This window comes from Thermotoga sp. 38H-to, assembly GCF_011057665.1.
Classification (GTDB): domain Bacteria; phylum Thermotogota; class Thermotogae; order Thermotogales; family Thermotogaceae; genus Thermotoga.
In genome coordinates, this window is the sequence record NZ_LNFZ01000003.1 from 251,515 (window position 1) to 274,769 (window position 23,255).

The 23,255-nt window shown below is 46.4% G+C and carries 18 protein-coding genes; 13 read left to right on the forward strand and 5 right to left on the reverse strand.

Annotation, left to right across the window (positions count from 1 at the left end; all coding sequences use genetic code 11):
- Positions 1 to 4: 4 nt before the first annotated feature.
- The 4 genes from mnmG (at position 5) to hup (ending at position 4,687) form a co-directional block, all read left to right on the forward strand.
- Positions 5 to 1,885, forward strand: a complete 1,881-nt coding sequence (mnmG, locus tag AS158_RS07705) for a tRNA uridine-5-carboxymethylaminomethyl(34) synthesis enzyme MnmG (RefSeq protein ID WP_011943271.1) — start codon at positions 5 to 7, stop codon at positions 1,883 to 1,885.
- Complete coding sequence (locus tag AS158_RS07710; protein WP_012896213.1) at positions 1,882 to 2,601, forward strand: pseudouridine synthase; 720 nt, start codon at positions 1,882 to 1,884, stop codon at positions 2,599 to 2,601. Before mnmG ends, AS158_RS07710 begins: the two co-directional genes overlap by 4 nt.
- Entirely contained in the window at positions 2,561 to 4,234 is a 1,674-nt protein-coding gene (gene uvrC / locus AS158_RS07715) for an excinuclease ABC subunit UvrC (RefSeq protein WP_038051613.1), read from the forward strand. Before AS158_RS07710 ends, uvrC begins: the two co-directional genes overlap by 41 nt.
- Positions 4,235 to 4,414: 180 nt before the next feature.
- Positions 4,415 to 4,687 (forward strand): DNA-binding protein HU, encoded by a 273-nt coding sequence (hup, locus tag AS158_RS07720; RefSeq protein WP_012896215.1) that lies wholly within the window; start codon positions 4,415 to 4,417, stop codon positions 4,685 to 4,687.
- A gap of 28 nt (positions 4,688 to 4,715) precedes the next feature.
- Here hup and mnmE read toward each other — a convergent pair whose 3' ends face one another.
- From mnmE to AS158_RS07740, 4 genes are read right to left on the reverse strand one after another with little or no spacing between them, the layout of a single operon-like run.
- Complete coding sequence (mnmE, locus tag AS158_RS07725; protein ID WP_012896216.1) at positions 4,716 to 6,068, reverse strand: tRNA uridine-5-carboxymethylaminomethyl(34) synthesis GTPase MnmE; 1,353 nt, start codon at positions 6,066 to 6,068, stop codon at positions 4,716 to 4,718.
- A 4-nt stretch (positions 6,069 to 6,072) separates the two neighbouring features.
- Entirely contained in the window at positions 6,073 to 8,382 is a 2,310-nt protein-coding gene (locus tag AS158_RS07730) for a homocysteine S-methyltransferase family protein (RefSeq protein ID WP_165304805.1), read from the reverse strand.
- Positions 8,366 to 8,977 (reverse strand): methionine synthase, encoded by a 612-nt coding sequence (locus AS158_RS07735; protein WP_038051608.1) that lies wholly within the window; start codon positions 8,975 to 8,977, stop codon positions 8,366 to 8,368. Before AS158_RS07735 ends, AS158_RS07730 begins: the two co-directional genes overlap by 17 nt.
- Complete coding sequence (locus tag AS158_RS07740; protein ID WP_038051605.1) at positions 8,964 to 9,809, reverse strand: methylenetetrahydrofolate reductase; 846 nt, start codon at positions 9,807 to 9,809, stop codon at positions 8,964 to 8,966. Before AS158_RS07740 ends, AS158_RS07735 begins: the two co-directional genes overlap by 14 nt.
- A 64-nt stretch (positions 9,810 to 9,873) precedes the next feature.
- On the opposite strand from AS158_RS07740, the gene AS158_RS07745 reads away from it, so the two are divergent.
- From AS158_RS07745 to AS158_RS07765, 5 genes are all read left to right on the forward strand, one after another.
- Positions 9,874 to 11,106, forward strand: a complete 1,233-nt coding sequence (locus AS158_RS07745; RefSeq protein WP_165304806.1) for a hypothetical protein — start codon at positions 9,874 to 9,876, stop codon at positions 11,104 to 11,106.
- 74 nt (positions 11,107 to 11,180) lie between these two features.
- Entirely contained in the window at positions 11,181 to 13,826 is a 2,646-nt protein-coding gene (ppdK, locus tag AS158_RS07750) for a pyruvate, phosphate dikinase (RefSeq protein WP_038051601.1), read from the forward strand.
- Between the two features lie 47 nt (positions 13,827 to 13,873).
- Positions 13,874 to 14,815 (forward strand): class II fructose-1,6-bisphosphate aldolase, encoded by a 942-nt coding sequence (gene fba / locus AS158_RS07755; RefSeq protein WP_038051600.1) that lies wholly within the window; start codon positions 13,874 to 13,876, stop codon positions 14,813 to 14,815.
- A 12-nt stretch (positions 14,816 to 14,827) separates the two neighbouring features.
- On the forward strand, positions 14,828 to 16,039 hold the full coding sequence (gene ackA, locus AS158_RS07760) for an acetate kinase (RefSeq protein ID WP_038051599.1): 1,212 nt from the start codon (positions 14,828 to 14,830) through the stop codon (positions 16,037 to 16,039).
- Between the two features lie 18 nt (positions 16,040 to 16,057).
- A complete protein-coding gene (locus tag AS158_RS07765; RefSeq protein ID WP_165304862.1) occupies positions 16,058 to 17,113 on the forward strand; it encodes a GntR family transcriptional regulator in 1,056 nt (351 codons plus the stop codon).
- An 18-nt stretch (positions 17,114 to 17,131) separates the two neighbouring features.
- Here AS158_RS07765 and araA read toward each other — a convergent pair whose 3' ends face one another.
- Entirely contained in the window at positions 17,132 to 18,622 is a 1,491-nt protein-coding gene (gene araA, locus AS158_RS07770) for an L-arabinose isomerase (RefSeq protein ID WP_165304807.1), read from the reverse strand.
- A gap of 207 nt (positions 18,623 to 18,829) precedes the next feature.
- Here araA and AS158_RS07775 point away from each other — a divergent pair, with 207 nt between their 5' ends.
- The 4 genes from AS158_RS07775 to AS158_RS07790 all read left to right on the forward strand — a co-directional run bounded on the left by AS158_RS07775 (position 18,830) and on the right by AS158_RS07790 (position 23,198).
- A complete protein-coding gene (locus AS158_RS07775) occupies positions 18,830 to 19,966 on the forward strand; it encodes an aldose epimerase family protein (protein WP_346774453.1) in 1,137 nt (378 codons plus the stop codon).
- Positions 19,967 to 20,116: 150 nt separating this feature from the next.
- Positions 20,117 to 21,427 (forward strand): sugar ABC transporter substrate-binding protein, encoded by a 1,311-nt coding sequence (locus tag AS158_RS07780; protein WP_165304809.1) that lies wholly within the window; start codon positions 20,117 to 20,119, stop codon positions 21,425 to 21,427.
- Positions 21,428 to 21,462: 35 nt separating this feature from the next.
- The gene (locus AS158_RS07785; protein WP_038033406.1) at positions 21,463 to 22,347 is read left to right on the forward strand and encodes a sugar ABC transporter permease; all 885 of its coding nucleotides are present in this window, start codon (positions 21,463 to 21,465) and stop codon (positions 22,345 to 22,347) included.
- Positions 22,347 to 23,198 (forward strand): carbohydrate ABC transporter permease, encoded by an 852-nt coding sequence (locus AS158_RS07790; protein ID WP_038033407.1) that lies wholly within the window; start codon positions 22,347 to 22,349, stop codon positions 23,196 to 23,198. The genes AS158_RS07785 and AS158_RS07790 overlap by 1 nt, the downstream gene beginning before the upstream one ends.
- Positions 23,199 to 23,255 lie beyond the last annotated feature (57 nt).

The following is a 23,255-nucleotide window of genomic DNA, read 5'->3' on the forward strand; positions in this document are numbered from 1 at the left end:
TGATTTGAGACCTGAGGACGATCGTGTCTACGATGTGATCGTTGTGGGAGCTGGTCATGCAGGAATAGAGGCGGCTCTTGCGGCCGCGCGGATGGGTTTCAGGGTACTTGTTCTCGCGGTTAATCCAGACACCGTAGGATGGGCCCCGTGCAATCCCGCCATAGGTGGTCCGGCAAAGGGTGTTGTGGTTCGCGAAATAGACGCTCTTGGTGGAGAGATGGCCAAAACCACCGACGAGACGATGATAAACATACGAATGCTGAACGTGAGTAAAGGACCCGCTGTGAGGGCTTTAAGGGCTCAGATAGACAAGATCTTGTACAGCAGAACGATGAAAAGAAAGCTGGAAACGAATCCGAACATAGTACTAAGGCATGGCATCGTTGAAAAGATTCTGACGGAGAAAGGAAAGGTTAAAGGGGTTGTAGACAATTACGGGATAGACTACCTGGGAAAGGCTGTGATTGTGACAACAGGGACTTTTCTGAGAGGAAAGATATTCATCGGTCGTTCCACGTTTCCAGCAGGTCGGATGGGAGAGTTTCCGGCGACAAAACTCACGGAGAGTCTCATAGAACTGGGATTCGAGGTTGGTAGATTCAAGACAGGAACGCCGGCTCGTGTGTTGAAACGCTCTATAAACTTTTCTGTCATGGAAAGGCAAGACACTTCGGATGAACCCCTTGCTTTTTCCTTCTTTGACGAACCGAGAGTGCTTCCGAAGGATTACCCCTGCTGGCTGACCAGAACGAACCCGGAGACCCACAGCATAATAAGACAGTATCTGGAATTTTCGCCCCTGTATGGAACGGTCAAACTCATAGAAGGAGTAGGACCAAGGTACTGTCCTTCCATAGAGGACAAGGTCGTCAAATTCAAAGACAAAGAATCGCACCAAGTTTTTGTGGAACCGGAAGGAAGAGACACAGAAGAGTACTACCTGAACGGTTTGAGTACGAGTCTTCCCTATGAAGCACAAATAAAGATGATAAGAAGTGTGAAAGGGTTGGAAAACGCTATCATCACTCGTCCTGCCTATGCGATAGAATACGACTATATAGATCCCAGACAGCTCTATCCCACACTCGAATCAAAACTTGTGGAGAATCTCTATTTTGCAGGTCAGGTGAATGGGACGAGCGGATACGAGGAAGCGGCTGGGCAGGGTATAATCGCCGGTATAAACGCTGCTCTCAAACTCCGTGGAGAGTCTCCCCTCATTTTGAAGAGATCCGAGGCTTACATTGGTGTTCTGATAGACGACCTGGTAACAAGGGGAGTGGATGAACCGTATCGACTTCTCACTTCGAGGGCCGAGTATCGTCTCCTTCTCCGACACGACAACGCTCATCTGCGACTGGCAAAGTACGGTTATCGAGTGGGACTGATTCCCAAGTGGTTTTACGAAAAGGTACTGAGTCTTGAACGTAGAATAAACGAAGAGATCGAACGTTTGAAGAAGGTCGCTGTGAAACCTTCTGACAGGATCAACGATCTTTTAACTTCTCTGGGAACCAGTCCTCTCAAAGAGTCGGTCTCTCTATATCATCTTTTGAAACGTCCTCAGTTGAGTTACAGTACGCTGAAGTTTCTGGATCCAAACCCCATGGATGATCCAGAAGTCGTGGAGCAGGTGGAAATAAACGTGAAATACGAGGGATACATCCAGAAGATGTTTGAAGAGGTCGCTGTCTTTGAAAAGTATGAAAATTACGAGGTACCGTACGATTTAGATTACGACGCGGTTCCAAATCTCTCCACAGAAGCGAAGGATAAATTGAAGAAGATCAGGCCAAGATCCATCGGTCAGGCTATGAGAATCCCGGGAATAAACCCTTCCGATATTTCGAACCTCATAATCTACCTGGACAAGAAGAAACAATGAGACTGGACAGGTATCTTTCGAACAGTGGTGTGGGAACAAGAAAAGAAGTGAAAAAACTGATAAAACAGGGCAGGGTGACCGTTAACGGGAGAGTGGTGCTCGATCCTGGTCATTCTGTGTCGGAGAACGATGTTGTTGTACTCGATGGTGAGACGGTGAACTTTCACAGAAAGGTTTACATTCTCTTCCACAAACCTTCAGGATACGTGACCAGCACGAAAGATCCCCATTCGGAAACCATCATGGAATTTCTTCCCCCATTGAAAGGAATCTTCCCCGTTGGAAGACTCGACAAAGACGCCGAAGGTCTCCTGATAATAACGAACGATGGTGATTTCGCTCATCGCGTGACTTCGCCGAAATGGTCTGTAGAAAAAGAGTACATCGTGAAGGTAGAAGGAGAAATCACAGAAGACAAGATAGAAAAGTTGAAAAATGGTGTGACTTTGAGGGACGGTTTTTTCGCGAAAGCGAAATGTGTGGAGAAACTGTCGAACGACACGTTGAAGATAGTTATAACGGAGGGTAGGTATCATCAGGTCAAACGGATGACGGCTGCTGTGGGTCTAAGAACAGTGCACTTGAAGAGAACAAGAATCGGTGAACTCGTTCTACCCGATGATATGAAACCCGGAGAGTACAGATTTTTGAGTGAAGAGGAGGTGAAGAAGGTTTTTGAAGGAGAGAATAAGAAAGAAAATACTCCTCGCTCCTGAAGAGCCTGGTGTTTACATCTTCAAGGACAAAGGTGTTCCCATCTACATAGGAAAAGCAAAGATATTGTCCAACAGATTGAGGAGTTACCTCAATCCCCAGACGGAGAAAGTGTTCAGAATCATCGAAGAAGCGGACGAACTGGAAACGATCGTTGTGATGAACGAAAGGGAAGCGTTCATACTCGAGGCAAATCTCATAAAAAAGTACAGGCCGAAGTACAACGTTCGTCTCAAAGACACGGATTTCTATCCTTACATCAGGATATCCGATGATGAGATACCGTACGTTGAAATCGTGAAGAGAAGATCAAAGGAGGGAACGTACTTTGGCCCCTACACCAGCGTTCAATTCGTAAAAAATCTACTGGAAATCCTTCAGAAGATAATGGGCTTCAGAACTTGCAAATCCGATTTGAGAAGGATAAAGAGGCCCTGTTTCCTTTACCATCTTGGCAGGTGTACCGGTCCGTGCATTGGAAACGTAGAATCGCATGAAGAGGCGATAAGAAGGCTGAAAGAGTTTCTCTCTGGGAACATGGGAGAAGTCTTCGATTATTTGAAAGAAAAGATGGAGACTCACAGTAAAATGCTCGATTTCGAGAACGCTGCAAAGTACAGGGATCTTCTTTTGAATCTGTCGAATGTTCTGGAATCTCAGGGTGTGGTTTTTGAAGAAAACATCAACTGTGACGTTTTGGTCCACGCACACGACCTGTTCGTCGTTTTGAGGGTCAGAAATGGTTATCTCGTAGGAAAGATCTCCTTTGAAATGGAAGGGGGAAGTGTGGAAGATTTCATCAGAGAATACTACGTATCCGGAAGAGGTGATATACCGAAAAATCTCATTCTGGAGAGTAATCTGGACGAAATGGATTACTCTTCTCTCGGTTTTGAGTATGTGGGTCCACCACGTTCCACCACAGAAGCGGATCTTCTCGAGAAAGCAAAGAAGAACCTGGAAAACGAGTTGAAAATGAGAGGGCTGAAGAAGGAAGCGCTCGAAGAATTGATGAAGCTTCTGAATTTGAAAGATTTCCCGTACAGGATAGAAGGGATCGATGTTTCTCATCTTCAGGGAAAACACACCGTGGCTTCTCTGGTGGTGTTCGAGGATGGATTTCCCAAAAAGAGCGATTACAGACGTTACAAGATTGAACAGGATCATCCCGATGATTACGAATCGATAAGAACGGTCGTGAAAAGAAGATATTCGAAACACCCTCTTCCAAATCTTCTGTTCGTGGATGGTGGAATAGGTCAAGTAAACGCCGCTATCGAAGCGTTGAAGGAAACAGGAAAGGACTGCCCTGTCGTTGGCCTCGCGAAGAAAGAAGAGACCGTTGTCTTTGAAAACAGAGAAATACACCTTCCACACGATCACCCAGTTTTGAGGCTCCTTGTTCAGATAAGAGATGAAACGCACAGATTCGCTGTGAGTTACCACAGAAAACGAAGAGAGAAAGAAACACTCAAGTCCGTCCTTGATAGTGTGCCTGGGATAGGTCCCATCAGAAAGAAAAAGCTCATCGAACACTTTGGTTCTCTGGAGAATATTCGTTCTGCCTCCCTGGAGGAAATAGCAAGGATTGTTGGTAGTAGTGAAATAGCACGAAGAGTCCTGGATGCTTTGTAAATTTTCTGTAACTGATTCTAAATTTTGTCCTATTTTTCGAAATTCCGCTTTTTATGGGTGTTTTAGAACTTCCAGACTTCGAAGTGCTTTTCTAAAGGGACTTGCAACACCCCGCTGTAAAATGGTATATTTACAAGCAGTGAGAAGAACGCTTTACAACCCTAGAAAGGAGGGGGTTTCATGAACAAAAAGGAACTCATCGACAGAGTGGCGAAGAAAGCAGGTGCGAAGAAGAAGGATGTAAGAGTGATTCTCGACACCATCCTCGAAACGATCACAGAAGCTCTCGCGAAGGGTGAAAAGGTTCAGATCGTTGGATTCGGAAGCTTCGAAGTGAGAAAAGCCGCCGCAAGAAAAGGCGTGAATCCTCAGACAAGAAAACCCATCACCATTCCCGAGAGAAAGGTTCCGAAGTTCAAACCTGGAAAAGCTCTCAAAGAGAAGGTCAAGTGATAGGGGAAGGGGAAACCCTTCCCCTCATTTATTTTCCAACACAGAAGTTGGAGAATATGGTATCCAGCAGGTCTTCTCTGAAGCTCCTTCCCGTCACTTCATCGAGAAGATTGAGGGCTCTCTCCAGATCTATAGAAGCCATATCAACTGGCATTCCTTCCTTCAAAGATCTTATGGCGTCCTCTAAGTGTGCTTTAACGTTTTCAAGCAACTGCTTCTGTCGAAGGTTTGTGATGAGAGAATCAGAACCTCTTTCAAAGATCTCCTGAGTTTCTCTGTAGATGGCTTCCTCCAGTTTTTCGAGTCCTTCTCCTTTCAGGGCAGATATCTTCACCATGTGTCTGTCTGTTCCGAGTTTGTTCTTTATCTCCTCCTCGTTTATCTTCTCCACCACATCCACTTTGTTTATCACCACAAGATAGCGTTTGTTCTTTATCCTTTCAAGGATTTTTCTGTCTTCTTCATCGAGAGGTGAAGATGCGTCGAGCACAAACAGTACTATGTCGGCTTTCTCTACCTCCTGAAGAGTCCTCTCTATTCCCAGTCTCTCGACCAGATCGTTTGTTTCCGATCTCACACCCGCTGTGTCGACTATCCTGAAAAGTATTCCTTTTATGACGATTTCTTCGCTGATAACATCCCTCGTTGTTCCGGGTATATCTGTGACGATAGCCCTGTCCTCGTTCAAAAGTCTATTCAGAAGAGTGGATTTCCCCACGTTGGGCTTTCCCACGATAACCATCCTGAGCCCTCTGTTGAGAAGAATACCCGCATCTGCTTTTCTCAGTTCTTCTGTGAGTTCTTCTTTTATTTGCTCCAGTTTGGTCACCACTCCGCCCGTGTCCGTCTCTATTTCATCTGGATAATCCAGTTCTACCCGTATCTCAGCAAGAATTTCTATGAGGTCTCTTCTTAGATTCTCAATGAAACCCCTCAATCCTCCCTTGAGATTTCTCAAGGAGAGTTTCAAACCGGTTTCACTTTTCGCTTCTATGAGGTCTCTTACAGCCTCCGCCGAAGTGAGATCCATTTTTCCATTTAAGAAAGCCCGTTTTGTGAATTCGCCGGGTTCGGCCATTCGTGTGCCAGATCTTAAGAAGAGATCCAACATCTTCTTTACCACGAGCGGTCCACCGTGACACATCACCTCTACCATGTCCTCTCCTGTGTAGCTCTTCGGTGATTTATAGAAAATGACTACTACCTCATCCACATCCTCTCCGTTTTCATGGATCCATCCGTGGATTGCCCTTCGTGGAATGATTTTCGATCGTGTTCGAAGGTGTTTCTGAACGACCTTCCAGCTATCTGGACCGCTCAACCTGAGAATCGCGATTGCCCCTTTTCCGTGGGGAGTGGCTACAGCGACAATGGTGTCCACACTCTCATCTCCCGAGAGATTTCAGTATTTTTACCGCTTCGGAAGCGTTCTTTGCGTAGTAGTCCGCTCCTAACTCCTTTGCGAGTTTTTCGTTCAGGGAAGCGCCACCCGCTATGACAGGGATTTTCAGGTTCTTTTCTTTGAGCTTTTCCACAACTTCCTTTATTCTGCTGACAGTGGTTGTCATCATTGCAGACAGACCGAGTGCAACGGGTCTTTCTCTTTCCACGGCTTCCACTATTTTCGATGTATCCACGTCCTTTCCAAGGTCCACCACGCGGTACCCGCTGCTTCTGATCACAGATGCCACTATGTTTTTTCCTATGTCGTGCACGTCACCCTTGACTGTTGCAATGACGAATGTTTCTCCCTGACTGTCTGATGGAAGCATCGATGTCAGTTTGTCGAACACGGGTTTCACCGTTTGAGCAGCGAGGATGAGTTGCGGCAGAAAGATCTTTCCTTTATCGTAGAGTTCTCCAATACGTTCCATCGCTGGCCTCAGGTGTTCTTCTATGATGGAGAGAGGATCTTTTTTCTTCAGAAAATCCTCCACGAGCTTCTCGAGTTCCGACTGGTTTCCGGAGAGTATAACTTCAACCAGTTTTTCTTCCTTCACTTCAGCTCTGGGAAGTTCCTTCTTTTCGAGTACCACAAGTGCACTGTTCAGAGTCTTCATCAGTGTTTCGTCGAAAGGATTCATGATGGCAGAACTCAAACCTTTAGATACTCCAAGAACGAGGAAAGCGGTGTTGTAATAACTTCTGTCAGGAAGGCCGAAAGACAGGTTGGAAAGGCCCACTGTTGTGTTGAAACCTCTGCTTGAGATGAATTCTATGGTCTTCAGCACTTCCACCGGTTTCCCTTCTGCGCCGAGAGGCAGAACTCCTGGATCGAAAATCACCCTATCTAAGAAGTCGTGTTTCTCTAAGATTTTCAAGGCCTTTTCGAAGTATCCTTTTCTCTCTTCGAAGCTTTTTGGAACGTCTTTTCCCATCAAAAGTACGATGAGTGTGCCTCCGTACTTCTTCAACAGGCCTATTTTTCTTTCGAGATCTTCTTCATCTACCTTGGACGAGTTGAAAAGAGGCCTTCCCGGGTAGACCCTGAGTGCTTTCTCTGCGAGGTCTACGCTCTGGATGTCCAAGGAAAGAGGAACGTTTGAAACATACGGAAGTGTTTGAACGATTTTTTCCACGTATCGTATGTATATCTGAGATTCTATGCCGAAGTTCACATCGAGTACTTCCGCACCTTTTTCCACCTGTGTTTTCGCTTCGTTGATCACGATCTCTTCGTTTCCTTTCTGCATCTCTGCCCAGAGCTTCTTTCTACCTGCAGGGTTTATCCTCTCTCCTATGACAACAAAATGGTCGAACGTCACGAGTTTTGAAGGGGAAGAGACAGCGAATATTCTCTTTTTCTTTCTTTTTTGAAGAGGTTTTCTGTTTCCGAGAACTTTTCTGAAGAGCTTCACGTGCTCAGGGGTGGTCCCGCAGCAACCTCCGAATATATTCACACCGAGTTCGTAGTAGGAATCTATGTGAACGGCAAAGTCGTGTGGTTTCAAAGGATACACGGTTTTCCCGTTCTCCACGATGGGCTTTCCCGCATTAGGTTCCACTACGAGGAACTTGTCTGTGTACTGAGACAGTTCCTGAAAAATGGGGAGGATCTCTTCGGGTCCGAGTGAACAATTTATACCGAGGGCATCGACATCCAGTTCATCGAACGTGATGGCGAAGTTCGCGGGATCTGTCCCTGTGAGACTTCTTCCCTTCTCGTCGAATGTCATGTGGGCAATCAGGAAAACATCGCGGGAGACTTCCCTCGCTGCGAGTACAGCGGCTTTCAGTTCGAGAACGTCCGAGAACGTCTCAAAGATGATTCCATCGACACCTTCTTCGACCATTATCTTCACGGTTTCTCTGAAGTTCTCGTAGAACTCTTCGAACAAAGTGTTTCCGAGTGGATACGGAAGCTCTCCTGTTGGGCCGATATCTCCAAAAACAAGCTTCTCTCCAGCTGCTCTTCTTGCGATTCTCACAGCGTTTCTCACAATAGGATCCAGTTTGTCCGCCAGTCCATGTTTTCTCAGTTTCATCCTTGTGGCACCGAACGTGTTCGTCAGAATGACATCCGAGCCACTCTCTATGTAACTTCTATGAACCTTCAGCACCACATCGGGTGCTTTTATATTCAGCTCTTCGGGAAGATCATCGTATCCGTACTTCATGAACTCTGTCCCGTAAGCTCCATCCAGGAGCAACACTCTTTCTGAAAGCAATTTTGAAACCTCATGTCTGTTTCTCATTCTTCTTTTCCCTCCAGCCCACGAACGCTGTGATGGTTTTTCTGGGAACGAGCACATAGGAGTCTTCTATCACATTGACGTCCACTTCATCTTTGAAAATTTCGACGATCTTCTTGTTCAAGGAAAGTGGAAGATCACCGTAACCAGGTGAAATTCTGAAACTTCCCTCCAGGTTGAATCTTTCCATTCTGAGTTCTGCGTCTACTTTTCTCAAAGCGTACTCCACCATCTCTGAAGCAATTCCATCGATGAAAAATGCAAGAAGATCCTCCCCGTTTCTAAAGTACTCCTCTATCTTTTCGTCTACCCTCTTTCCAAGTGTTGCAAGAAAAACCGTGATGATTTTACTTCCAGAAAGGTGTTTCTCTGCGAGTTCACCCGTGAGTTTCATGCTATCGAAAGAGAGGGGGTTGTCCACATCAAAATCTCGCCACAGAACCACGGGTCTCGCTACATTGAGTAACTCTTCGTATGCCCTTTCCACTGTTCTCCTGAATTCTTTGGGTATATCCTCCGCTCTTCCGAAACCGAGCTTTGCCTTCAAAACGTTGTCTGGAATCTTTATCTCGCTGGGGTCTATTTCAACTTTTGGCAATTTCTACCACCTTCCTGATCTTTTCGAGATCTTTCACGATGGCCACTATGTAGAAACCATCCAGTACATCTTTTGTCTCTTCAACGAATCTGAGCACACTTTCAAAGCTTTTTTCTTTCAAGTAATCATCACCTTTCTCCGCGGAATTCACTATCTCATCTGGTATTTCTATTCCGGGAACGTTCGAGAAGTAGCTCATCTGTTTTTCATTTTCAAAGAAAACTATCGAAGCGAGGATTTTCGTGCTCAGTTCTTCCTTGATCTTTTTCGCTACCTCGCTGTTGAAAAGCGGCTGAGTGACGAGAAAATCAACGCCGGCTTCGACCTTCTGTTTAGCCCTTTTCATATCCTCATCGCTGAGGGGATTCAGTGCTCCACCAACGAAGAAATCGGTTTTTCCATAGATCTTGTTTCCGGCAAGATCTGTTCCTTCGTTCATGAGCTTTGTGAGTCTTATGAGGTCTAAAATATCTATATCGTTAACGGAAGTCGTGTCGGGGTAATCACCGTGTGAAGGGTTGTCTCCGGACAGGAGGAGCAGATTCTTCACTCCGAGGGCATGACAACCCAAAAGATCAGATTGTATCCTTATCATATTCCTTGTGTTCTTCGTGAAGTGCATGAGAACTTCTTTTCCGCTTTCCACAAGAAGGTGAGAAACAGCCCAGGGAGCCATTCTCACTCTCCCCATTGGCATATCGGTTACCGTGAACGCGTCGATGCCTGTCTCCCAGGCTTCTTCAGCGAATTCCATGAACTTGCTCAGGTTTGTGCCTCTCGGTGTTAACACTTCCAGAACAACACACTTTCCCATTTCAAGGGATCTTCTCAACGCACTACCTCCTTTCCTGTGTTATCATAAGTTTTGGTGAAGAAAAAAGAAGGAGGTTCTGAACATGAAAAAATGGATTGTCTTTATCCTGCTGATTGTCACGGCCCTCTCTTTTTCACAAATATTAAACTATGTACCGGAGAATTTCAAGGTGATTCGATATGTGAAGGATTTATCAGAGTTCTACTCTGAGGTCAAACGCCTTCCCACCGGCCGGTTTCTGACAGAGAGCCTCGGTCTTGAGATGATGATACAGGGTGTTCTGGAGTCCCAGCTCCTCAGCAGAAATATAGAGCCATCCGACTTCTACGATCTCCTCTCTCACGAATTTCTCTTTGTACAGCTCGACAACGAAGACACTTGCTTCGTTCTGGGACCATCTGAAAAGGCAAAGAAACTGAAAGACAGCATAAAGTCTCTTATTGTCGATCTACTGGGAATGGAAGATGCGGTCGTTGTTGAAAAAGATGGGTATCTCTTCTTGGGAACAGCTAAAGCAGTGAACGCTTCTCTGAAAGGTGGGGGGGAGATTCCCGATACTCTGGGAAAGACTGATTTCTTTGGCTACGGTTTGCTGCAGGGGGATAAATATTCCTTCACTGTTGTGAGCACAAAAGAATCCGCAAGTGATCATCTCTCAATAAAGGTGGAAATCACTCCAGCGGATGATACCTCCAGAAACTTCCTCGAAAAAGTCGGACAGCCGAGGGAAATCCCGTCCGATTACTACACGTTCGGCGAATTGACGGTGATTTTCAACACGGAGAACTACGACGGACTGTTAGACGTTCTCTCCAGCGCAGGGTTTTCCATGGAAAGTGAAAATCTTCCTGTTCAGCTTCCCGAGTCGGATATTGAGAAAGTTGTCAAAAATCTCTTTGAAGAGCTCGAGCCTCCGATGTTCTTGAGTGCGAATGTGTCTTCGGCAGTTATGGACCTGATAGCCGGATCCACTCCCACAAATCTCGAAATCGTTGCAAAAGCCAAGCTGAAATCTCCTGATGCCGTGGAAAATGCTTTAAAAACCGCAGGAGTTCAGTACAGAAAGGAAGGCAAATGTTTTGTTTTGGAGAATGGATTATCGATTTGCACAGAGGATGACACGGTCGTTCTGAAAAGTAAGCAGTTCTCTCCCAGAACCCTTGGTATCAAATCTGAGAAGAACGACGTTTTCTTCCTCTTCCTCGATATGAAGGCTCTCATGGAATCGCTTGTGGGAGAAGGTGAAGAAGCCTACGTCTTCGCAAGAGGATTCTACAAAGATGGAAAAATGGTTTTCCATGTTAACGTGAAATGATACCGAAGTTAATCGTGTGGTTTTGATCTTATAATAAATTCTTGGATACGAAAGGAAAAGGAGGGAGTCAGAAGATGGCAAAGAAATACGTGTACTTCTTCGCAAACGGTAAGGCAGAAGGCCGGGCAGACATGAAGGATATCCTCGGTGGAAAAGGCGCCAACCTCGCGGAGATGACCAACCTTGGAATTCCTGTTCCTCCCGGATTCACCATTTCTGCGGAAGTCTGTAAGTACTACTACGACCACGGAAGAACTTATCCGGAAGAGCTGAAAGAACAGGTTGAAGAGGCAATGAGAAGACTCGAGGAAGTTACCGGGAAAAAGTTCGGTGACCCCAACAATCCACTCCTTGTTTCTGTCAGATCTGGTGCAGCCATTTCAATGCCTGGAATGATGGACACCGTCCTCAACCTTGGTCTCAACGATGAGACAGTGAAGGGGCTTGCAAAGCAGACGAACAACGAAAGATTCGCCTACGATGCTTACAGAAGATTCCTTCAGATGTTCGGTGATGTGGTTCTGAAGATACCACACGAAAGATTCGAAAAGGCACTCGAAGAACTCAAGAAGGAGAAAGGTGTGAAACTCGACACTGAACTGGACGCAGAAGACCTCAAAAAACTCGTTGAGAGATACAAACAGATCTACAAGGAAGCAGGAAAAGAATTTCCACAGGATCCCTGGAAACAACTCTGGCTTGCCATCGATGCGGTGTTTGGTAGCTGGATGAACGAGAGGGCCATCAAGTACAGAGAAATCCATGGGATCAAGGAAGGAGATCTACTCGGTACGGCTGTGAACATCGTTGCGATGGTGTTCGGAAACATGGGAGAAGACTCCGGAACGGGTGTCGCTTTCACAAGAGACCCGAACACTGGAGAGAAGGAACCTTACGGAGAATTCCTTCCCAACGCGCAGGGTGAAGACGTTGTTGCGGGTATTAGAACTCCTCTCAAACTTGAAGAGCTGAAAAACAGAATGCCAGAGGTCTACGATCAGCTCCTCGAAATAATGGAAAGACTCGAAAAACACTACAGGGATATGCAGGACATCGAGTTCACCATCGAAAAAGGTAAACTCTACCTGCTCCAGACAAGAAGTGGAAAGAGAACATCTCAGGCAGCCATCAAAATCGCCGTCGATATGGTCCACGAAGGACTCATCACCAAAGAAGAAGCGATTCTCAGGGTGAGACCCGAAGACGTTGAACAGGTGCTCCATCCAGTGTTCGATCCAAAAGAAAAAGCCCAGGCAAAAGTCATCGCGAAAGGACTTCCTGCGTCTCCAGGTGCCGCGACGGGTAAGGTCGTCTTCAACGCCAAGAAAGCCGAAGAACTCGGTAAAGCAGGTGAACAGGTTATTCTTGTGAGACCTGAAACCAGCCCCGAAGACGTCGGAGGAATGGCTGTCGCACAGGGAATCCTGACCTCCAGAGGAGGAATGACCTCCCACGCTGCCGTTGTTGCAAGAGGAATGGGTAAGCCAGCGGTCGTCGGAGCAGAATCTATAGAAGTTCATCCAGAGGAAGGGTACTTCAAAGTGGGAGATGTTGTTGTAAAAGAGGGAGAATGGATCTCCATCGATGGAACGACCGGTGAGGTTCTCCTCGGGAAAGTGACAACCATAAAACCACAGGGTCTTGAAGGACCTGTCGCAGAGCTTCTGCAGTGGGCCGATGAGATCAGAAGACTCGGTGTGAGAACCAACGCAGACATACCAAGAGACGCGGAAGTTGCGAGAAAATTCGGTGCTGAAGGAATCGGACTCTGTAGAACAGAACACATGTTCTTCGAAAAGGATAGAATACCCAAGGTTAGAAGGATGATTCTTGCAAAGACGAAAGAAGAAAGAGAAAAGGCCCTGGACGAACTCCTGCCACTCCAGAAAGAGGACTTCAAAGGATTGTTCAGGGTCATGAAGGGGCTTCCAGTCACCATAAGGCTCATAGATCCTCCTCTTCACGAATTCCTGCCACAGGAAGATGAACAGATCAGGGAAGTTGCCGAGCAGATGGGAGTTTCCTTCGAAGAACTCAAGAACGTCGTGGAGAATCTTAGGGAACTCAACCCGATGCTCGGACACAGGGGTTGTAGGCTCACCATTACCTATCCTGAAATTGCCGTGATGCAGACCAGAGCTATTATCGGGGCAGCCATCGAACTCAAGAAAGAAGAGGGAATAGATGTAATACCTGAAATCATGATTCCTCTCGTGGGACACATCAACGAGCTCAGGTACCTGAAGAAGATCATCAAGGAAACGGCCGACGCTCTCATAAAAGAGGCCGGTGTCGAGCTCACTTACAAGATCGGAACCATGATCGAAGTTCCAAGGGCCGCTGTTACCGCCCATCAGATAGCGGAAGAAGCTGAATTCTTCAGCTTTGGTACCAACGACCTCACGCAGATGACCTTTGGATTCAGCCGAGACGACGTTGGAAAGTTCCTGCCTGAGTACCTCGAAAAAGGCATTCTCGAACACGATCCGTTCAAGACGTTGGATTACGACGGTGTTGGAGAACTGGTGAGGATGGGCAAGGAAAAAGGAAGAAGTACAAGGCCCGATCTCAAGGTTGGAGTCTGTGGAGAACACGGTGGAGATCCGAGATCCATACTGTTCTTTGACAAGATCGGACTCGACTACGTTTCCTGTTCGCCGTACAGGGTACCCGTCGCCAGACTTGCAGCGGCTCAGGCAGCTCTCAAGAACAAGAAGTAATTGAAGGCCGGGCTTGTCCCGGCCTTTACATTGAAGGAGGTGTTACAATGCCTTACGTAAAGAACACAAAGGAAATTTTGGAAAAAGCCAGCAAAGAAAGATACGCTATCGGTGCATTCAATTTCAACAACATGGAATTTCTTCAGGCGATTCTTGAAGCCGCCGAAGAAGAAAAGGCACCAGTCATTGTCGCTACATCGGAAGGGGCAATAAAGTACATAGGAAAAGGCGATATAGAGGCTGGTGCAAGACTTGCCGTTGAAATGGTGAGAACTTACGCTGAGAAACTTTCGGTCCCTGTCGCGCTCCATTTGGACCATGGAAGAGACTTTAAAGTCATCATGGCAGCTATAAAGGCTGGTTATTCTTCGGTGATGATCGACGCTTCACATCTTCCATTCGAGGAAAACCTTAGAGAAACGAAGAGGATCGTGGAAATAGCTCACGCGGTTGGTATAAGCGTAGAAGCGGAACTCGGAAAACTCAAGGGCATAGAAGACAACGTGGTGGAAAAAGAGTCCGTCCTCGTCGATCCGGAGGAAGCAAAGGTATTTGTGAAGGAAACAGAAGTGGATTTCCTGGCCCCTGCCATTGGAACCAGTCACGGTGCGTTCAAATTCAAAGGGGAAGCACAGCTCGACTTTGAACGACTGAAGAAAGTGAAGGAATACACTCAGATACCGCTCGTTCTTCACGGAGCTTCCATGGTTCCACAGGATGTAGTGAAACTGGCGAACGAATACGGCGCCGAACTTTCCGGCGCGAAAGGTGTTCCTGAAGACATGTTGAAGAAAGCTATAGAACTTGGTATCAACAAGATAAACACAGACACCGATCTGAGGATCACCTTCGTCGCGTATCTCAGGAAGATTCTCTCAGAGGACAAGTCTCAGATAGATCCCAGAAAGATTTTTGGGCCTGTCTTCGAACAGGTGAAAGAAATCGTCAAAGAGAGAATCAGAATATTCGGATCCAGCGGAAAGGCGTGAGGTGAAGAGAGAATGAAAGTACTGGTGATAAACTCGGGGAGTTCCTCAATAAAGTACCAGCTCATCGAGATGGACGGTGAGAAAGTTCTCTGTAAAGGTATCGCAGAAAGAATCGGCATCGAAGGTAGCAGGCTGGTCCACAGGGTGAACGACGAAAAGCATGTGATAGAAAAAGAACTTCCGGATCACGAAGAAGCGTTGAAGCTCATATTGAACACATTGGTTGATGAAGAACTTGGAGTCATAAAAGATCTAAAGGAGATCGATGCCGTTGGTCACAGGGTGGTTCACGGTGGTGAAAGATTCAAAGAATCGGTACTTGTGGACGAGGAAGTACTCAAAGCGATCGAAGAGGTTTCACCTCTTGCGCCGCTTCACAATCCTGCGAATCTCATGGGAATAAAAGCTGCCATGAAGCTCCTTCCAGGAGTACCAAATGTGGTTGTTTTCGACACAGCTTTCCACCAGACGATTCCTCAGAAAGCATATCTCTACGCTATACCGTACGAATACTACGAGAAATACAGAATCAGACGCTACGGTTTTCACGGTACAAGTCACAGGTACGTTTCGAAGAGAGCGGCGGAGATCCTCGGGAAAAAACTGGAGGAACTCAAGATCATCACCTGTCACATAGGAAACGGTGCTTCGGTAGCCGCCGTGAAATACGGGAAGTGTGTCGACACTTCCATGGGATTCACACCGCTCGAAGGACTCGTTATGGGTACGAGGTCCGGTGATTTGGATCCGGCAATTCCCTTCTTCATCATGGAAAAAGAAGGTATATCTCCTCAGGAGATGTACGATATACTGAACAAAAAAAGCGGAGTCTACGGACTCTCAAAGGGATTCAGTTCGGACATGAGGGACATCGAAGAGGCTGCCTTGAAAGGAGACGAATGGTGCAAGCTCATCCTCGACATCTACCACTACAGGATCGCCAAATACATAGGTGCGTACGCTGCTGCGATGAACGGCGTCGATGCCATAGTCTTCACAGCCGGTGTTGGAGAAAATTCTCCAATCACGAGGGAAGATGTGTGTTCTTACCTGGAATTTCTCGGAGTAAAGCTTGACAAGCAGAAGAACGAAGAAACAATAAGAGGAAAGGAAGGCGTAATCTCCACTCCTGATTCCCGTGTGAAAGTCCTGGTCGTTCCCACAAACGAAGAGCTCATGATCGCAAGGGATACGAAAGAGTTAGCCGAGAAGATTAGCAAGTGAAGAGAGAGGTGATTCGCAATCCTCCCAAAATACAGAATCATCGAAAAATTTCTGATCGACGAAATAAAATCTGGAAAGTATAAGCACGGAGACAAGCTCCCCACTGAAAAGGAGTTAATGGAAAGATTCGACGCTAGTCGGGAAACGGTGAGAAAAGCCCTCGAAAGGTTGGTAGTTAAAAACCTGGTCATCAGAAAGCCAGGACTTGGAACGTTTGTGAACATAGAAAAGAAAAACAAGGTCGTTGGCATTCTTGTCCAACAGATCACAAGTTACATATTTCCATACATAGCACTCGGCGCCGAAGAGGTTCTGTTCGCAAACGGGTACAAGATGCTTCTTGGAAATGCTTCTGAGGACCCCCACAAGGAGAGACAGATCATAAACGAATGGCTGGAAGTAGGTGTGGATGGTCTGATAATAGACCCTGTCTACAGCGCCACCAAACGTTCCAACAGAGATTTGATAGAAGACATAGCAAAAAAAGGCACGAAGGTGGTTTTGGTACACACCAACTGGGATATAGAAGGTGTGGGAAGTGTTGTTCTCGACGACTGGTACGGAGGAGAAAAAGCAGCGGAGATATTTTATCAGTACGGACACAGAAATGTGGCGGTGTTGTATAAAACAATACACCTTCCCAGTGTGGTAAGAGCCCAGGCCTTTCTGAAACGAGGGAGAGAACTCGGTTTTGAAAAAATCCACGAGAAATCTTTTCACGTTTCAGAATTCACAGGTATCGTTATGCAAAGTGCCTTTGAACTCCTATCTTTGCCGAAAGATCAGCGTCCAACCGCAGTTTTCTGCTACAACGATGCAACGGCCCTTCAGTTTTTCCTTGCAGCAAAAAGAATGGGTTTGAGTATACCAGAAGACGTTTCTGTCATAGGTTTCGACGATGCTCCCATAGGTGATTTCAGAGAGATTCTGACCACTTTCGAACATCCCAAAGAAGAAGTTGGAAAGAAGGCAGTTGAGATCCTTTTGAAGATGATCGATGGTGAAAAGCCCGAGAAATATGTTTTCAAACCAAAACTCATCATGAGAGAGTCGGTGACGTATCCAAAAAAATGAGGGGCCTTCGCCCCTCTTTCATCTTTTTAAAAGCCCCCAGTAGAGTTCGTTCCATCTCAGTTCTTTTTTGAAGTCTTCGAGATCCAAATTTTCATCGATGACGACGTATTCGATTTCCAGTGCCTCTGCCCAGTCGATGAGGTATTCCACGTCAATGGCTGTTGAAAAGGCAGTGTGGTGTGATCCTCCAGCGAGTATCCATGCAGTAGTTGCCCTCTTGAAATCAGGCAGCGGTTTCCAGAGGACCCTGGCTGTCGGAAGTTTCGGCATCTTCTTCTCTATGGGAACGGATAAAACCCTGTTCAAAACCAACCTGAACCTGTTACCCATGTCAACGATCGACGCGTTAACGGCGGGTCCTTCCTGTCCATCGAAAACGAGGCGGGCGGGATCCGCCTTCCCTCCTATGCTCAGTGGATGGACCTCTATCCGTGGTTTTTCCTTTGCTATCGTTGGACACACCTCGAGCATATGAGCCCCTAAGACGAGTTCGTTTCCGGGAGTGAGGTGGTAAGTGTAATCCTCCATAAAGGAAGTTCCGCCGGGAAGACCCGTTCCCATTACCTTGATGGCTCTAACCAATCCCGCTACTTTCCAGTCACCTTCTGCACCAAAACCGTATCCTTCCTCCATGAGCCTCTGAACCGCGAGTCCGGGAAGCTGCGGAAGATCGTGCAGGTCCTCGAACGTGGTGGTAAAGCCAACGGCGTTCTTTTCTTTCAAAAATTCCCTCAGAGCAATTTCTATTTTCGCCTGCTCTCTTATTGCCTTGAGACTGTATTCATCCTCTGGCATGATGTATTTTTCTCTGTATTCTTTGAGAAGTTCCTCTACTTCGCGCTCTGGAACGGCTTTCACTCTCTCTGCAAGTTCTCCAACTCCCCAAGTGTTTATGGACCAGCCGAGTTTTATCTGGGCTTCTACCTTGTCACCTTCGGTGCTGGCGACTTCTCTCATGTTGTCGCCGAACCTGACTATCTGTCCCGTTCTTCCATCCTGTATCGCACAGGCCACTCTCATCCACTTTGTGATCTTTTCTCTGACTTCTTTCTCTTCCCAGTGTCCCACCACAACTTTCCTTGGAAGTCTCATCCTTGCATGTATGAACCCATGCTCTCTGTCTCCGTGTGCAGACTGGTTCAGGTTCATGTAATCCATATCGATCGTATCCCATGGAATCTCTCTGTTGTACTGCGTGTGAAGGTGAAGCAGGGGTTTTTTGTTTATAGAGAGTCCCCGTATCCACATCTTCGATGGGGAAAAAGTGTGCATCCAAACGATAACCCCTGCGCATTTGGGGTCTGCGTTTGCTTTCTCAAAGATTTCTGTGATTTCAGAAGAACTCTTCAAAACCGGCTTCAGAACGATCTTTGAAGGGAAGATGGGGTCATCGTTCAGTGAATCCACGATCTTACTTGCCTGTTGTTCCACCTTTTTCAGGGTTTCCAGACCGTAAAGATACTGACTTCCAACGAGAAACCAGAACTCGTACTGCTTGAGATCTATCATTCTCCGACCTCCTTTCTGAATGATTCATCAGCATAGTATACCATAAAAGGTCTGTTATTATACGTACCTTTAATCGCGTTTGCGTTAATATTTATTTAATTTTGATGTTACTGTGTGTTTATTGTAAGTACCTTTACGTAATGATATAATACGTACAGCACGAAAATTTCAGTAAGCTATCTCAGCGTAAGGGGGGTTCCTATGTCAATCAGAAGAATTTCCATTTTGATCCTATTGGTACTATCGCTCGCACTCTTTGGACAAGTAATAGAAAAGAATAGTTGGAGGATTGAGAAGAGCTTTTACGGGATCACATCAGAAGGTTGCATTGTTGAGAAGTACACTCTGGTAAACGAAAAAACAGGTATGAAAGCGGTCTTAACAAACTATGGAGCAACGCTAATAAGCCTCTATGTACCAGATCGAGAGGGAAAGGTAGCGGACGTAGTACTAGGATTTGACAACCTTTCTGATTACGAAACACGAAATCCGTACTTTGGTTGCATCGTGGGGAGGTACGCCAATCGTATTAAAGAAGGTCGTTTTGAGCTCGAAGGAAGAACATATCAACTTGTGAGAAATAACCTGGGTAATCATCTTCACGGAGGATTGAAAGGCTTCAGTTTCGTGGTTTGGAAAGCAATACCGTTCTTCGCTGATGAGGGACCTGCAGTGAAATTCACCTACTTCAGTCACGATGGAGAAGAAGGCTATCCAGGAAACTTGACAGTAAACGTAACATATATCCTGACTGATAATAACGAATTGAAACTCCTTTATGAAGCCAAAACCGACGCTACAACCATCATTAATTTGACGCATCATCCTTACTGGAATTTGGCAGGTCACGACTCAGGAAAGACCATACTGGACCACGAATTAACAATATTCGCAAGCTATTACACACCAGCGGATGATGTGCTGATACCAACAGGTGAGATAGCACCAGTTGAAGGAACGCCTTTTGATTTTAGAAAACCAAAAAGGATAGGACAAGATATATTCCATCCTGACGTACAAAAACCGAATTACAGGGGTTACGATAATAACTTTGTGCTCGACAAGAAGTTAGGTGAATTCGGTTTAGCTGCGCGATTGAAAGATCCTGTTTCTGGTCGAGTACTAGAAGTGTGGACAACGGAACCAGGGCTCATGTTCTACACAGGAAATTGGCTCGACATAAAAAATGCTAAGGGTGGAGCAAACTACGGACAGTATTCCGGCCTCTGCCTTGAAGCGCAACACTTTCCAGATTCACCGAATCATCCTAACTTCCCGTCCACTATCCTGAAACCAGGAGAAGTCTACAAGCAGATAACTGTTTACAAATTCTATACAGAATGACGTAACAATTCCTATTGGGTAACAGCCGGGGGCTCCCCCGGCTATTTGATGAATTCTGTCATTTTGCCATTTAGTCGTCTTCTGTGATAAAACAGAACGGAATTTGTATGTATGTATAGTTAACCATCATTCTGGTAGGGGGGATACATCATGAAGAGGTTCCTCGTGGTTGCCTTGCTAGTTCTGGCTTCCCTGATCTTCTCCGTGAAGATCTCCGTTCTCTGTTCTCCAGACAACGCGGACGCCCTGAAGTGGCTTGCCCAGGAGTTCATGAAACAGAATCCCGAAATTCAGGTTGAGATCGTACCTCTTTCGTGGGAAGTGTTGTATCCAAAACTACTGCAGGATCTCAGATCTCAGGCTGGATCGTTCGATGCTTTCACTTACGATGTGATGACCACTGGAGCCGTCTCTTTCGGACTGGTTGACCTTGGAGAGTTCATGAAACAACATCCAGAACTTGTTCCAGAAGATTATGATTTGAACGATTTTATCCCACAGGTTCTGGAAGAATCTGGAAAGTGGCAGGGAAAACTCGTCGGGCTTCCGTTCTACAACAACACAATGCTCTTCTATTACAGAAAAGATCTCTTTGAAGATCCAAAGATAAAACAAGCGTTCAAGGAAAAATACGGTAGAGAACTCACCCTCCCGACCACCTGGGAAGAAGTTGTAGAAATAGCGGAATTCTTCACCAAAAAATACAACAAGAGCTCTCCAACAGACTACGGAATCGCCCTCATGTTCCCGAGAACCCACACACTCTTCTACATGTATCTGCTGTTTTTCGGTGAGTACAGGAACGCACCACTCGGTATCATGAGGCACGGAACTGCGGATCTTGAATTCGGTGAATACTTCACAGCGGATCACAAACCGGCCTTCAACAGTGAAGAGGGATTGAAAGCGCTCGAAATGATGAAAAAACTCATGCCTTACAGTCCAGATCCGCTCGGCTCTGATTACGGTGAAACGATTGAGTACTTCAACCAGGGACTCGTTGCTATGGTACCTCAATGGACGGGACCGTACCTGATCTTCAAGAGCACACTCGGTGAAGATAAAGTCGGGATCATTCCCATGCCGGGTCGATCTGTGAGTGGTCAATGGGCACTCGGTATCAACAAATTCATACCCGAGGACAAGAAACTCGCTGCGTTCAAATTCATCATTTTCGCCACTAGCAAATGGGCTGACAAGAACAAGTTCTTGAGATTCGCCGTCGCTCCTGCCAGAATCTCAACACTCCAGGATCCCGAGGTGAGGGCCGCTGACCCGAGAGTTCCCGCCCTCGAGGTAACGTACGTTTCTCAGACCCACAGGCCAAGGATTCCAGAGGAACCGAGACTCGAAGACATCACCGTTGAGATCTTCTCCAAGATCCTCTCTGGAGAACTCCCGCTCTCCATGGAAACGCTGAACGATCTTGCAAAAAAATGGGAAGAGATTCTTGGAAAATAAGGAGGTGAAGAGGGGGCGCTCTGCCCCCTTTTGCCATGAGAAAAAGAATTGTTCCCTGGTTGATGGTTCTTCCCGTTCTCGCTCTTTTCCTTGCAATGACAATCTATCCCTTTGGTTTCATGATCTGGGCTTCTTTCAGAGATTACGATCTTTCAAAGAGTGCGGAGACTCACTTCATTGGTCTTTCGAATTACTTCCAGATTTTCAGAGATTCAACCGCTATCGAATCCATGAAATTCACCGCAAAGCTCCTCTCGATAGCAGTTCCCGTAGAACTTGTTCTCGGTGTTCTCATCGCTTTTCTGATAAGGGGCGTCAAGGGAGAAAAGATAATCAGGTCTTCCCTTCTCATTCCCATGATGATTCCACCGGCGGTTTCCGGTGTTGCCTGGAAGATGTTGTACAACTTTGCCTTTGGACCGGTGAACTGGTTCCTGTCACTCTTCGGTGTTCCCAAAATTTCGTGGCTTGGAGATCCATTCTATGCACAACTGGGGATCATTATCATAGACGTTTGGCAGTGGACTCCTTTCATTTTTCTCATGATATACGCAGGTCTTCAGTCGATACCTCAGGATCTCATAGACGCGGCCCGGGTGGATGGAGCCGATTGGGGAAGAGTCTTTTTGCACGTGGAGTTTCCTCTTCTAAGACCTTTGATCCTGGTCGCTCTTGTTTTGAGAATCATAGACTGTCTGAAGACCTTTGATATTGTCTTCATGACAACCTGGGGTGGTCCAGGATCTGCGACCCACACTTACAGTTTCTACATCTACAAGGTAGGTATTTCTTTTGGGTGGAACATCGGTTACGCCTCTGCGTTGAGTGTTTTGCTATTGATTGTGGCGATAGTCCTTGTGAATGCAGTGTTCAGGCTTGTGAGAATGAGACAACAACTGGGGTTTGGGGGTGAAGAGTGATGAAAAAAATCCTGACAATTGTGAGATACATCCTGATCGCCGTTTGTTTGATATTTTTCCTTTTTCCCGTTTACTGGCTTGTGATCACAGCCTTTAAGCCTTCAGACGAGTGGTTCACCATGCCTCCTAGATTCTTTCCGACAAAGCCCACGCTTGCTAATTTCTTTGGAGCAAAAGAGACAGAAGTTTTCGGTGGAACAACCGGTTCTATTGAGAACATCTTTCCGTACTTGAGAAACAGTATCGTGGTTGGTGTATCTGTAGCACTTATAGGAACGGTAATCAGTGCCCTCGCTGCCTATGCTATTGCCCGATACAAGGTAGGAGGTCCATTCCTGGCGGAGTGGATCATCTCCATCAGAATGCTCCCGCCTATTGTGTCAGCCGTTCCCCTGTACGTGATATTCACGAAACTGAGACTCATCAACACCTGGTGGGCTCTCATTCTGTCACATCTTGTCATAGTTGTGCCTCTCGGGGTCTGGCTTCTTATCAGCTTTTTCAGAGAGATTCCAAGAGAGATAGATGAAGCGGCTTATGTAGATGGGGCTACTCCTTTTCAAACGTTCTTCTATGTGGTTCTTCCTCTCAGTGCCCCAGGACTCGCAGCGGTCGCAGTGCTTTCTCTCATTCAAAGCTGGGGAGAGTTCCTTCTGGCTCTTGTTTTAACGAACGATGCACGTGCTCAAACGCTACCCATTTTCCTTGGAAGATACATCACTGGATGGAGGGTTGCATGGGGACCTCTTTCCGCGGCCGGTATAGTCACCATGCTTCCCGTTGTGGTCTTTGCTCTTGTTGCCCAAAGGTATCTAATTAGAGGCCTCACCTTCGGAGCGGTGAAAGGATAGTTTGTGAAAAAATGAAAAAACATGAGAAAAGAGCTTTTAAACGGAAATATTTGTATC